This window comes from Flavobacterium sp. RSSA_27 (assembly GCF_051547125.1).
Lineage (GTDB): Bacteria > Bacteroidota > Bacteroidia > Flavobacteriales > Flavobacteriaceae > Flavobacterium.
This window is the reverse complement of the sequence record NZ_JBPTTN010000002.1, coordinates 118,464-131,735: the sequence shown is the minus strand read 5'-3', so window position 1 is coordinate 131,735 and position 13,272 is coordinate 118,464. Positions and strand designations below refer to the sequence as shown.

The following is a 13,272-nucleotide window of genomic DNA, read 5'->3' as shown; positions in this document are numbered from 1 at the left end:
TCTTCTAAGTTCGGGAATCAATTCAATAAAAATTCGTAGTCCGTGGGGGAATCGAACCCCCCTTACCAGGATGAAAACCTGGCGTCCTAACCGATAGACGAACGGACCATTATCCTGATAAGTCCAGGAAAAACTTTATACTTCAAAACAAATTTGTAGTCCGTGGGGGAATCGAACCCCCCTTACCAGGATGAAAACCTGGCGTCCTAACCGATAGACGAACGGACCGTGCTTCTGTAATGCGGATGCAAAAATACAACTATTTTTGAGAAGCGCAATAGTTGATGTAAAAAAAATTATTTTTTTTTAATATGCCTTAGCAAAAAGCACTCTTCCAGCAGAGGGAGCCCCAGTAAACATGCAGCTTCCAACCTCCTCCACTCTTTCTAAAGGAATACAACGAATAGTAGCTTTTGTCAATTCTTTTATCTTCTCTTCCGTTGCTGCTGTACCATCCCAATGTGCCGAAATAAAGCCTCCTTTTTCTTCTAATACCGACTTAAATTCCTCAAAACTATTTACTTCGGTTATATGGTTTTCTCTAAACTCTAAGGCATTATCAAATAAATCTTTTTGAATCTGAGATAATAAATTTGAAATGTAATTTTCGATTCCTTCTGCTGCCACAACCTCTTTGGATAAATTATCACGTCTTGCTACTTCAAAAGTACCATTCTCTAAATCTTTTGGACCAACAGCAATTCGAACAGGAACACCTTTTAATTCCCACTCTGCAAATTTAAATCCTGGTTTCTGTGTGGTTCTATCATCATACTTTACACTAATATTTAGTTTGCGTAGCGCAGCTGAAACAGTAGCAACAGCAATAGAAATAGCTTGCAATTGTTCTTCTGACTTATATATTGGCACAATTACCACTTGTATGGGTGCTAAATTTGGAGGCAAAACCAATCCTTTGTCATCAGAATGCGTCATTACTAATGCTCCCATCAATCGAGTCGAAACTCCCCAAGAAGTTCCCCAAACATAGTCTTGTTTTCCTTCAGCGTTAGCAAACTTAACATCAAAGGCTTTCGCGAAATTTTGTCCCAAAAAGTGAGACGTACCCGCTTGCAAGGCTTTCCCATCTTGCATTAAGGCTTCGATACAATATGTTTCTTCGGCGCCAGCAAAACGTTCTGTTTCTGTTTTTAAGCCTTTTATTACTGGAATTGCCATGAAATTCTGAACAAAATCAGCGTAAACATTCATCATTTTTTCAGACTCTTCAATAGCTTCTTTCTTTGTTGCATGAGCGGTATGCCCTTCTTGCCACAAAAACTCAGCAGTTCTCAAAAACAATCGTGTCCTCATCTCCCATCTAACTACATTAGCCCACTGATTAATTAATAATGGTAAATCCCTATAAGACTGCACCCAACCTCTATAGGTAGACCAAATAATTGCCTCACTTGTTGGACGAACAATTAATTCCTCTTCTAGTTTAGCATTAGGATCCACCATCAACTTTCCAGGTTTATCTGGATCGTTTTTTAATCTATAATGGGTTACAATTGCACACTCTTTTGCAAAACCTTCCGCATTTTTTTCCTCGGCTTCAAACATACTTTTGGGTACAAATAAAGGAAAATAAGCATTTTGATGCCCTGTTTCTTTAAACATACGATCTAACTCTGCTTGCATTTTTTCCCAAATTGCATACCCGTATGGTTTAATCACCATACAGCCTCTAACACCTGAATTTTCGGCTAAATCAGCTTTAACCACTAACTCATTATACCATTTTGAATAATCTTCTTCTCTTGTTGTAAGGTTTTTGCTCATATATAATAATTTGGCACAAAATTTGTTTTATTTCTTTTAACTAAAAGTTAGGCAAAACTAACTATTTTTGTATTGTGCAACAATAAAAAACCTCATAGAAAATGAAAACTACACTTTTTCCCTTAAATACTACCACTCAAATTGGTTTAGTCACAATAATGAGTTTGCTTTTCCATTCTTGCGGATCCTATCAAAACAGTTCATATTACGATACTGATGGGGTTTATGGAGGAGCTGTTGCACAAAATAATCAAAGACAAAATCAAAACGATAGCGGAGACGAGTACAAGTTGTATTTTCAATCCTTACAAAACAACGCTACTTCTGAAGAAATATTCACTGATGTAGAAAGTTATTCCAATTTTGACCCAAACGATAGTATTCAGGCACCTATTTCAGGTAATGCTGCTTGGGGAAGCAATCCACAAACTACCTCTATATATATAAACAACAACGGCTGGGACAATGGTTTTTGGCCAGGTTGGGGCTTTGGATTGAACAACTGGTATGGTGGATGGGGATGGAATGCAGGTTGGGGATGGAATGCAGGTTGGGGCCTTGGATGGGGATGGGGCTTAGGATGGGGTTACCCTGGTTTTGGTTGGGGATATCCAGGCTTTGGTTGGGGATATCCAGGTTATGGTTGGGGATACCCAATCTATGGCAATGGAAATTACGTCTATAACCACTACCGTAGAGGGTCACGCACCGATAATGGCGTATATTCAACCGGAAGATATAGTAGAGAAAACGCTATAACTAATTCAAATTATAACCGAAGAGGTGTCAACTCTAGTAGTAGAGCTGTTAGTAACAATTTCAACAGAAGAGGCAACGCTACTTATAATAGAAACAGCGATAATGCTGGTTATCAAACCAGTGCTAATTTCACCAGACGAAACAATAGCAATGCTGCTTACACAACCAATTCTACCGATCGAAATAGCAGACAAAGTACAAACAGCACGTATTATCCGGATCGTTCCTCTCGAGCTACACAAAGTTCAAGTTCGAGAAGCAGAAGTAATTATACTCCTTCTCGTTCTTATAGCCCAAGTTCAAGCGGTGGGAGATCTTCTGGAGGAGGTGGAGGCAGCCGATCCTCTGGTGGAGGCGGAAGAGGTGGTCGAGGCTAATCTTTTAATTACTGCAAAATAGAAACACAATTTTATATGAAGAAGACATTATTATTGCTATCCATTTCCCTTTTTAGTATTTCAATAAACGCTCAGGAAATTATTGATGCCATGCGCTATTCTGTCGACAATTTAAATGGTACTGCACGTTTTCGAGCCATGGGAGGAGCTTTTGGAGCTCTAGGTGGCGATTTATCCTCTATAAATGTAAATCCTGCAGGGTCTGCAATTTTTAACAACAATCAATTAGGAATCACTTTAAGCAATTATTATGTAAAAAATAATGCGGAATATTTTGGCTCTAAGAGTAGTGAAAGTGAAAACAATTTTGACCTGAATCAAGCTGGTGGCGTATTTGTTTTTAAAAACAATCACAGCAACTCGAACTGGACCAAGATTGCCGTTAGCATTAACTACGAAAACAGCAATAATTTTGACAATTCCCAATTTATCTCCGGAGTCAACCCAAACAACTCGGTTGCAAACTATTTTTTGAGCTATGCCAATGGTGTTCCGTTAGATGTACTTGAAAATGTGAATTACTCCCAAATGAGCTACCAAGAACAACAAGCTTATTTTGGATATCAGGGATATATAATAAATCCTGTTTCAATTGGACCCAATAACACCAACTATACTTCAAATGTAAGAAGTGGCGGGAATTATTTACAGGAAAACGAAATTTATGCTAGTGGTTATAATGGGAAATTGTCTTTCAATGTTGCCACCTCATACAAAGATCGATTGTTTATTGGGCTGAATTTGAATTCACACTTTTCTAATTTTGGACAATCTACACGCTTTTACGAAGCTAATTCGAATGTTCTTACCAATAATTATGAAGTAAATCGACTGCGTTTTAGTAATGATTTGTACACGAATGGCACTGGATTTTCTTTTCAATTAGGTACGATTCTCAAAATTAAAAACAATTTCAGAGTAGGTTTAGCTTATGAATCGCCAACATGGATGAATTTGAGTGACGAATTATCACAACGATTAAGTTCTGTTAGAAGCAATATCTCTGGGGAATTACCAGCTGATGTAATCGACCCTCGTATTACAAATTATTATGCTCCTTATCGTTTGCAAACTCCAAGCCGATATACTGGAAGTTTGGCTTATGTGTTTGGCAAAAGAGGTTTACTAAGCATGGATTACTCAATTAGAGATTATAACAATGTCAAATTTAGACCCTCAAATGACGATTATTATAGAGAATTAAATTCCGAAATGAGTGCTATTCTAGGTTATTCAGGTGAATTAAGAATTGGAGCTGAATACAAAATAAAAGCCTTGAGTTTGAGAGGTGGGTACCGATTCGAACAAAGCCCTTACAAAAACAAAACCACTATAGGAGATTTGAATGGCTTTTCTGGAGGTTTGGGGTATAACTTTGGAGCTACAAAAGTTGACCTCGCCTATTCTTATACGAAACGAAATAATCAACAGGGATTTTTCACCACCGGACTTACTGATGCCTCAAGCATTGATGTTATCCAAAAAAATATTTCGCTGACGGTATTGTTTGAATTATAGAAAGAAAGGAAGCCTCAAGTTTGGCTTCTTTTTTTTGGGGTTAACTTTCAGATTTTGCTATTAAATATTGGCAAAAAAGCCCCATTTTACTTCTAGCCCCGGCAGGAGCAGCATCCTTTGCCTTTTTTCTTTCAAAAGACAAAGATATAGCGGATGACGGGGCTTTGACAACAAAGAAGCCGCTTTCATTCTGCTCCTAATTCAGGTAAAAACATCAGGCAAAATCGAATATTTATTGAGATGTCATGCGTAATAAATCCTTTTTCTGAAGAAAAAAAAGCGTAATTTTGCCAATTCCTAAAAGAAGGGGAAATTATACTATGAGAACAAAGTCATCAAAAAAAAATAAAATAAATGTGATCACTTTAGGGTGTTCAAAAAATGTATATGATAGTGAAGTATTGATGGGACAACTTCGTGCCAGCGGAAAAGATGTGACACACGAAGCCAAAACAGAAGACGAAGGAAATATCATTGTAATTAATACGTGTGGTTTTATTGATAACGCAAAAGCCGAATCGGTAAACATGATTTTGGAATATGCGGATAAGAAAGAAAGAGGATTGGTTGATAAAGTTTTTGTAACAGGTTGCCTTTCTGAAAGATACCGTCCTGATTTAGAAAAAGAAATTCCAAATATTGATCAATACTTTGGTACCACTGAATTACCGGGTTTATTGAAGGCTTTGGGAGCGGATTACAAACATGAATTATTGGGCGAGCGCTTGACTACCACCCCTAAAAATTATGCTTATTTGAAAATTTCAGAAGGTTGTGATAGACCTTGTAGTTTTTGTGCAATTCCGTTAATGAGAGGAAAAAATGTTTCTCAAACTATTGAAAAATTAGTAAAAGAAGCTGAAGGATTGGCAAAAGATGGGGTAAAAGAATTGATTTTGATTGCTCAAGATTTAACCTATTATGGCCTAGATTTGTATAAAAAACGCGCCCTTGGAGATTTACTTGAAGCCCTAGTAAAAGTAGAAGGTATCGAATGGATTCGCTTGCATTATGCGTTCCCTACAGGATTCCCGATGGATGTATTAGAAATCATGAAGCGTGAGCCAAAAATCTGTAACTATATCGACATTCCGTTGCAGCACATTTCGGATAGCATCTTGAAATCTATGCGTCGTGGAACCACTCAAGCAAAAACCACACAACTGTTGAACGATTTTAGAGCGACCGTTCCAGGTATAGCCATTCGAACTACCTTAATAGTAGGATATCCCGGAGAAACTCAAGAGGATTTTGAGAAGTTGAAAGATTTTGTTCAAGAAATGAAATTTGACCGTATGGGTTGTTTTGCTTATTCACACGAAGAAAACACACATGCCTATTTACTTGAAGACGATGTTCCTGACGACATTAAGCAAGACCGTGTAAACGAAATCATGGAATTACAATCGCAAATTTCATGGGATTTGAATCAAGAAAAAATTGGAAAAACCTACAAATGCATTATTGATCGTAAAGAAGGCGGTCATTTCATTGGACGAACAGAATTTGACAGCCCTGATGTAGACAATGAAGTATTGATTGATGCCTCACAACATTATGTAAAAACAGGAGATTTTGTAATGGTAAAAATTACAGATGCCACAGAATTTGATTTATACGGAGAACCCGTTTAATTAGTATATTTGATTTTATAAATACGATACAATGCAAAAAATTCAATTTTTATTTTTCCTTGGATGCACCTTTTTTTTCACTCAAACCACTTGGGCACAATTTAATAATGGTTTTGGAAATAATGGAAGAATGAGCCAAATGAACCAAATGAATGCTGGACCAAGTCAACAAAGCGCACCAAAACCCCCTTCAAATGAAGAAACCGCTAGCAGAGTTATGGAAAGTCTTAAAGAAGAAATGAATTTGGATGCATTGCAAGAAATTGCCATTAAAAATATTTTAGTCCAAAGCCTCAATGCACAAGGGGTAATTCTAAAAAAAGAAAGCTCGAACGAAAGTAAAAGCGAAGATATTAAAGTAATCTCTGAAAATACAGACCGTAAAATACTCGAGTTATTGAATCCCGACCAACAAGAACTTTACAAAAAAATCATTGCGGGAGGATTCAAAAAGAAGAAAAAGAAATAAACCATTTCGGACTTACTTTTCGTAGTTTTGGCAGTCAGTTTTATGTCTGCACGTTTGAAAACATAAAAAAACCGCAAATTCGCAAATTACAAACTATAAATTATGCTTTAATTTGCGAATTTGGGTTAGCATTTTATAAATTGAAAGAAAAACTCACAATAATAAAGCGTTTTTACTGAAATTTGAGTCCAATAAACCACCTATTAACTAAACCGATGTTAAAAAAAATCATTTTTGGAGCCATTACAGCGATTATAATAAGCTCTTGTGGAAGTAATCCATATAAGGAGACCAATAAGATTTATGAAAAACAATTGGCTGAACTACAAAAAAAACTAGCCGAAAAAGAAGCTATTGCTTTAAAAAAAGTAGAAGCAAATAGTTCATTGGACACTCTTTATACGAAGCAAATCAATACTCTTAAAGATTCCATTTCAAAATTTAATCCCACCGCTCTTGAAAATATTACCACTGAATTTGTAGGGACTGTAAACTTTAATTTAAGAAAACCCAATTTTGTAATTATTCATCATACTGCTCAGGATTCCTTAAAGCAAACTTTAAAAACGTTTACGTTAGCCAGCACCAAAGTGAGTGCTCATTATGTCATTGCAGAAGATGGAAAAGTGGTACAAATGCTGAATGACTATTTGAGAGGTTGGCATGCAGGTAATGGAATTTGGGGAAAAACCAGCGACATCAATTCTGCCTCAATCGGTATTGAACTTGACAATAATGGTTCTGAGCCTTTTTCAGAAGCACAAATAAATAGTTTGTTGGCTCTTTTAACTAAACTAAAAAAAGACTACAACATTCCTGCTCAAAATTTCATTGGTCACTCTGATATAGCGCCAACTAGAAAAATAGATCCTAGCGCCTTATTTCCTTGGCAATTGTTAGCTGAGAAAGGGTTTGGAGTATGGCCAGACGCACTTTTAGAAACAGCTCCAACTGATTTTAATGTTGAAATGGCTTTGAGGATAATAGGATATGATACAAAAAATTTAAATGCTGCTATAAAAGCTTTTAAATTACATTATATCAAGACCGAAATTGATAGCATTCTAGATCAAAAGACCGTGAATGTCATCTATTCTATTTACAAAAAACAATAAGTAGTTGTAATCCAAAAAAGTTATAACACCTTACTGATTAGAACTTTTTTTGATTCTTTTTACGCACCTAAAACCTAAATGATTGGTACCTGTTCTCCAATCTCCTTTACCCCTAGTACCCATAACATAACGGGAACAATATTGATCACTACACAAGAAAGAGCCTCCCCTATGTACTTTTTTGAGAACCCCAGGCTCCTGCGGATCATAACTCTTAGCTGATCCTTTTGGATTTCTTTGAATCGCACCCTCTGGAATTGTATCAAAATAGGAAGCGTCGTACCAATCCGAACACCATTCCCATACATTGCCTGACATATCATACAAGCCATACCCGTTTTTGGGGTACTGTTTTACAGGAGCAATTCCTTTAAAACCATCACTCCCCGTATCATTTGAAGGAAAAACGCCTTGAAAAGTATTGGCCATCGATTTTCCATTGACAACAAAACTATTTCCCCATGCAAATTTCTTGTTGATTAAACCACCTCTAGCGGCAAATTCCCACTCTGCTTCTGTAGGTAAATCTTTCCCAGCCCATTTAGCATAAGCCATTGCATCTTCCCATGCAACATGTACTACAGGGTAGTTTTCTTTTCCTTTTATAGAGCTATTAGAACCAAAAGGATGCTTCCAATTGGCTCCTTTTTCATACGACCACCAATTCAAATAGTTCTCTAGAGAGGCAACAGTTGCAGGCGGAGAGAATACCACAGATCCAGCTACCAACATTTCTGGATTCGCACCGGGAAATTCGTCTAAAGTTGGAGTGATTTCAGCAATTGTTTTGTACCCAGTGGCTTTAACAAACGCTTCAAATTCAGCATTAGTAACCTCATGTTCATCCATCCAAAAACCATCCACAGTCACCTTATGTGGTTTACAATCCGAAGTTAAACCTCCTATTTGGCATAAAGTTTCTAGTTTTGAGTCGGTCCCCATAGAAAATGTACCCCCTGGAATCCACTGCATTTGCTTAGGATTTTTTGCAAAAGACGCTACTTTTGATGTAGCAGTGCTACAAGCATATTTACTATTTGCAATGTTCTTAGTAGCGAATGAAACCATAGTAATTTCTTCTTTTTTATTTACAACTCGAAAAGAAACTAGCAATTGTGCAAAAACTACAGGCAACAAGACCAAAATAAGTAGCAAAAATTTATTTTTCATTTAATAAAATTAAGATGGGACAATACTTTAGACTTTATTTTTAAAATAAAACAAACACGATTCTAATAAATTGAAGTTACTACTAAACCTTGAAGTTTCAATCTTGTGAACCAGATAAAATTCCCCCTCATACAACCATAGCATTCTAGCACTACTAAACCGTATTATACTTTCAAAACAGCCATACTTTCCCAAATTTATTTGGCTTTACCTAATATATTTAGTAATCTTTATCTTTACTTCTAAACTTCCTTTGATGAGTACAAACCAAAATAACTGCCTTCAAAATTAACGAAGATTTACAGTATAAAAAACATTAAACGTAAGAAAAAAAAATATTGTTCAATATTTAATTATAATATAACAAAATCAATAAAATATATTGCGGTTTTTTAGTTAAAAAAATAATATATCCTTATCTGCTTAAAAATCAAATATTTCGTTAAATTTGAGATACTTAATTCAAAACAGATAAAAAGATGAAAAAACTATTATTTTGTATTGCGACAATTAGTATTGTTTTTTGCCAGTCAACGTTTGCTCAAGAAACCGAAACACCAAAGCCACCTGCCTCACAAGAACTGGCATTAAAATTAGCCAATCCGGTGGCGGCCATGATTAGTGTCCCTTTTCAATTCAATACCATGTTAGGAGTTGGTCCTTACAATGGCTCGCAATTGGTAACCAATTTTCAACCCGTAATTCCTTTTACTTTAGGAAAAATAACCATGGTTACTCGAACCATAGTACCCTTTATTGAAAATAGAAATGTGTTGAGCCCAGGTTCTACGCAGTTTGGTATTAGTGATGTTAATTTCACAGCTTTTTTTACTCCAACTAAAGCCGGTAAATTTATATGGGGTGTGGGTCCAGCTTTATCGATACCTACAGCTTCTGAACCTTATTTTGGCGCTGAAAAATGGGAAATAGGTCCTTCAGCGGTATTTATAAAACAAACCAAGTCTGGCTGGTCGTATATTTTATTAGTACGACAAGTTTGGTCCTTTGCAGGTGATAAAGACAGAGCCGATGTAAGTCCTTTTTTCATCAATCCTGGAATCGGACATTCGTTTAAATCGGGTGCAGGCCTCGGGGCCAACGTTGAAATAGCAGGAGATTGGAAAAATTCTGGGAACACTCAGTCCTATTTAAATCTATCTGCATCTATGGTTTCTAAATTCGGAAAACAACCGGTATCCTTTTCCTTAGGCCCACGAATTCCTCTTTCTTCAGAAACCTTAGGCGAATGGGGCATTAGAGCGGGATTTGTCTTGATTTTTTCAAAAGTATAATTTCAAATATATACTGAAGCTTATGATTTTTTATTGATGACTTTTAAATCAGGTTATTAAAATAAAAAGAATATTCACAATGCCAATAATAGCGTCAATTAAGAGGAATTACTCATTAAAAAATACAATAATCATGATAAAAAACATTCTTACAGCCTTGGCAATAGTAGCTATGGTCGGTTGTAAACAAAAAGAAAATACCAGTGCTGAAAATGGTACTGCAAGTGATAGTTTAACTCTAGCTCAGCAAAGTAGCGACCCAAACGGTAGTGATATCAATAGTTTGAAAGCGCAAGAAGTTGAAAAACTGGCGCTTGAAATTCTGAAAAATCCGATTCTCCTTAAAGAAATTGAAAAAGGAGTTAACAGTTATACAAAAAGTGAAATAGCTGCCAAGCCTGAGGGTATAAAATATGTAAAATCTGCAGTAAATGATGCCGCTACACTTGCTGCTCTTTATACAGCTATGGGGAATGTTCCTGATCCAGTTTTTGTATGGGTTTATGCAGCTCCCCGCAAATGGAATGGATATACAGTACCCGGATCAAGATGGTATGCAGACAATGTGGATACACATTATAGAGCGATCCGAGTTAATGAAAATTCCACCTATGAAATTAAGCTAAAACTTGATAAGTTGCCTTCTCAAGTTTCATTTATGATGTACGATTGGTTAATGTATGAAACAGGAACCAAAGAAAGATCTGATGTACCTCTTGGAACTTTTGTCGTGAACGAAAAAACTGTTCGAAATGCTGATGGAACCATCACTTTAACACTTGGCCCAGAACCTTCTAATGGAAGATCAAATTACATGCAATTAAAACCTGGGGTAAAACAAGTGTTCTATAGAGAAATCAGAGGAGACCAATCTATTCCTGTAGGAAACCTATCTGTAAAAAGAACATCAGGTGAACCACAAAAATACAAATCAATAAATGAACTTGCAAAGGAAGCAGCTGTTTATTTATCTGCTGGTATCGTTGGTACACTTAAAATTACAACAGTTTTCGGACATCTTGCCGAAAATGTTATATCTCCATTACATGTAAGATATGTTGAAGAAACAGGTTCTGCAAATCAAAAACTTGTAACGGATGAATTACTAGGTCCCGATAAAGCATTAGGATTTGTATCCAATGGCTTATTCAATTTAAAAGAAGATGAAGTATTTATTATGACTTTAAATATGATGGGAGCAAAATATTTAAGTGTAAACTCTTACAGACCATTTTTGGTTTCACCTGAACACGTTTATAGCTCAAGCAGTTTGAATAATTATCAGGCAAAAGCCAATGCTGACGGTACAATTACTTTTGTTTTGTCAAGAAAGGATCCCGGTGTTTATAATTGGATTGATGTACAAGGCATCCCTTATGGAGAGTTTTCAATTCGCTGGCAATCACTCTCCCATCCTGTTTCAGGTACAATAGCCAATGCGGCCAAAGATGTAAAAGTTGTAAAACTCTCAGATTTACGCAAAGTATTGCCTAGTTCCACAAAATGGGTAACCCCTGAAGAAAGAAAACAACAAAGAGAATTACGTGCAAAACTATTTCAAACGAGATGCCTAGGCACGCCTTGCGAGGTAGGTGGTGAATTAGATACAATGTATTAATCAATAAGTGTACGAACAAATCCATCGAAATGAAAAAAATAACTCTCACAGCCTTGGCAATAGTAGCTATGGTCGGCTGTAAACAAAAAGAAAGTACCGGTGTCGAAAATGGTACTGCAAAAGACAGTTTAACTTTAGCTCAGCAAAGTAGCGACCCAAACGCTAGCGATATCAATAGTTTAAGGGCTCAAAACATTGAAAAAGCAGCCATAGAGTTGATGAAACATCCCATTGTTTTAGAAGCTAAAGCAAAAGGATTAAAAAGCTATCAAGAGGGAGAAATGTCTAAAAAACCGGAAGGTATACGTTTTGCACAATCAGCTATAGATGAGGAAGTGGCTCTAGCTTGTACTTATGTCGCCATGGGTGTTGCCCCTGACCCAGCTTTTGTATGGTTATATGCCGCACCACGTACTTGGAATGGGTATACTTTTCCGGGTACTAGATGGTATGCCGACAATGTAGATACCCGATATATTACACTGCGCGTGGATGATAAATCAACGTATGAAATCACTATAAAACACGGAGATAAAAAAGCTTCTCAAATCACATTTATGTTATGGGATTGGTTGATGTATGAAAGAGGTATTGGAGGTGACACAGACGTTCCAATGGCAACTTTTGTTGTAGATAAAAACACCAAATACAATGCAGATGGTAGCATCACCTTAACTCTAGGCCCGGAACCAGCAAATGGTCGTAGCAATTATATACAATCGAAACCGGGTGCCACTCAAATATATATGAGGGAAATCAGAGGGGATGGTTCGGTGCCTCCGGTTCATTTATCAGTGAAACGTATTAAAGGAGAAGCCCCAGCTAAAAAATCTATGGAAGAACTTGCAAAAGAAGCAGCCGTATTAATTGAATCTGGCGTAAAAGCAACCCATATGATTACAACCACATTTGGTCAATTAGCTGAAAATAAAATTTCTCCTATTCGTATTCGATGGAAAGAGAGTGTAGGCGCCAAACCGAAAATGTCGACAGATGAGTTAGTAGGACCTGATAAAGCAGTTGGTTTCATTGGTTCGGGTTTGTTTAATTTAAAAGAAGATGAAGCTTTGGTGATGACATTGAATATGCTTGGAACGGAATATTTAAGTTTAAATACCTATCGTCCTTTTTTGGTGTCTCCAGAACATGTTTATAGCTCTAGTAGTCTAAATAATTTCCAAGCGAAACCCAATTCAGACGGCTCCTACACTTTTGTGCTTGCAAGAAAAGACCCTGGATTGTACAATTGGGTAGATGTACAAGGAATTCCGTATGGCTATTTTACTTTTCGTTGGCAATCATTAACAAAACCAGTTTCTGCCACTTTAAAAACTACAGTACAAATGGTAAAAGTGGTGAAGTTTAGCGACCTTAAAAAAGAATTACCGGCTTCTACTAAATGGGTAACCCCTGAAGAAAGAAAAGCACAACGTGAGCAAAGAGCCAAGCTATATAAATTAAGAGCTTTGGGAACTCCAATTGAGGTAGGTGGTGAATTAGATAAAATGTATTAA

The 13,272-nt window shown here is 36.5% G+C and carries 10 protein-coding genes and 2 tRNA genes; 8 read left to right on the top strand and 4 right to left on the bottom strand.

Going from position 1 to position 13,272, the window contains the following annotated elements:
- Nucleotides 1-36: 36 nt before the first annotated feature.
- The 3 genes from ACSVH5_RS03440 to proS form a co-directional block, all read right to left on the bottom strand.
- Nucleotides 37-108: transfer RNA gene (locus ACSVH5_RS03440), tRNA-Glu, on the bottom strand.
- Nucleotides 109-156: 48 nt separating this feature from the next.
- Nucleotides 157-228 (bottom strand) — tRNA-Glu (locus ACSVH5_RS03435).
- A 78-nt stretch (nucleotides 229-306) separates the two neighbouring features.
- On the bottom strand, nucleotides 307-1,785 hold the full coding sequence (gene proS / locus ACSVH5_RS03430; protein ID WP_438060064.1) for a proline--tRNA ligase: 1,479 nt from the start codon (nucleotides 1,783-1,785) through the stop codon (nucleotides 307-309).
- Nucleotides 1,786-1,886: 101 nt separating this feature from the next.
- Here proS and ACSVH5_RS03425 point away from each other — a divergent pair, with 101 nt between their 5' ends.
- The 5 genes from ACSVH5_RS03425 to ACSVH5_RS03405 all read left to right on the top strand — a co-directional run bounded on the left by ACSVH5_RS03425 (nucleotide 1,887) and on the right by ACSVH5_RS03405 (nucleotide 7,678).
- Entirely contained in the window at nucleotides 1,887-2,921 is a 1,035-nt protein-coding gene (locus tag ACSVH5_RS03425) for a hypothetical protein (protein WP_438060063.1), read from the top strand.
- 36 nt (nucleotides 2,922-2,957) lie between these two features.
- Nucleotides 2,958-4,460, top strand: coding sequence for an OmpP1/FadL family transporter (locus ACSVH5_RS03420; protein ID WP_438060062.1), 1,503 nt, complete (start codon nucleotides 2,958-2,960; stop codon nucleotides 4,458-4,460).
- Nucleotides 4,461-4,780: 320 nt separating this feature from the next.
- Nucleotides 4,781-6,094 (top strand): 30S ribosomal protein S12 methylthiotransferase RimO, encoded by a 1,314-nt coding sequence (rimO, locus tag ACSVH5_RS03415; protein ID WP_438060061.1) that lies wholly within the window; start codon nucleotides 4,781-4,783, stop codon nucleotides 6,092-6,094.
- Between the two features lie 31 nt (nucleotides 6,095-6,125).
- On the top strand, nucleotides 6,126-6,563 hold the full coding sequence (locus tag ACSVH5_RS03410; RefSeq protein WP_438060060.1) for a hypothetical protein: 438 nt from the start codon (nucleotides 6,126-6,128) through the stop codon (nucleotides 6,561-6,563).
- Between the two features lie 215 nt (nucleotides 6,564-6,778).
- Entirely contained in the window at nucleotides 6,779-7,678 is a 900-nt protein-coding gene (locus ACSVH5_RS03405; RefSeq protein WP_438060059.1) for an N-acetylmuramoyl-L-alanine amidase, read from the top strand.
- Nucleotides 7,679-7,708: 30 nt separating this feature from the next.
- Here ACSVH5_RS03405 and ACSVH5_RS03400 read toward each other — a convergent pair whose 3' ends face one another.
- Complete coding sequence (locus ACSVH5_RS03400) at nucleotides 7,709-8,848, bottom strand: formylglycine-generating enzyme family protein (protein ID WP_438060058.1); 1,140 nt, start codon at nucleotides 8,846-8,848, stop codon at nucleotides 7,709-7,711.
- A 479-nt stretch (nucleotides 8,849-9,327) separates the two neighbouring features.
- On the opposite strand from ACSVH5_RS03400, the gene ACSVH5_RS03395 reads away from it, so the two are divergent.
- From ACSVH5_RS03395 to ACSVH5_RS03385, 3 genes are all read left to right on the top strand, one after another.
- Nucleotides 9,328-10,140 (top strand): hypothetical protein, encoded by an 813-nt coding sequence (locus tag ACSVH5_RS03395; RefSeq protein ID WP_438060057.1) that lies wholly within the window; start codon nucleotides 9,328-9,330, stop codon nucleotides 10,138-10,140.
- Nucleotides 10,141-10,273: 133 nt separating this feature from the next.
- Nucleotides 10,274-11,758: a DUF1214 domain-containing protein gene (locus tag ACSVH5_RS03390; protein WP_438060056.1), complete on the top strand. Its 1,485-nt coding sequence runs from the start codon at nucleotides 10,274-10,276 to the stop codon at nucleotides 11,756-11,758.
- Between the two features lie 29 nt (nucleotides 11,759-11,787).
- Complete coding sequence (locus tag ACSVH5_RS03385) at nucleotides 11,788-13,272, top strand: DUF1214 domain-containing protein (RefSeq protein ID WP_438060055.1); 1,485 nt, start codon at nucleotides 11,788-11,790, stop codon at nucleotides 13,270-13,272.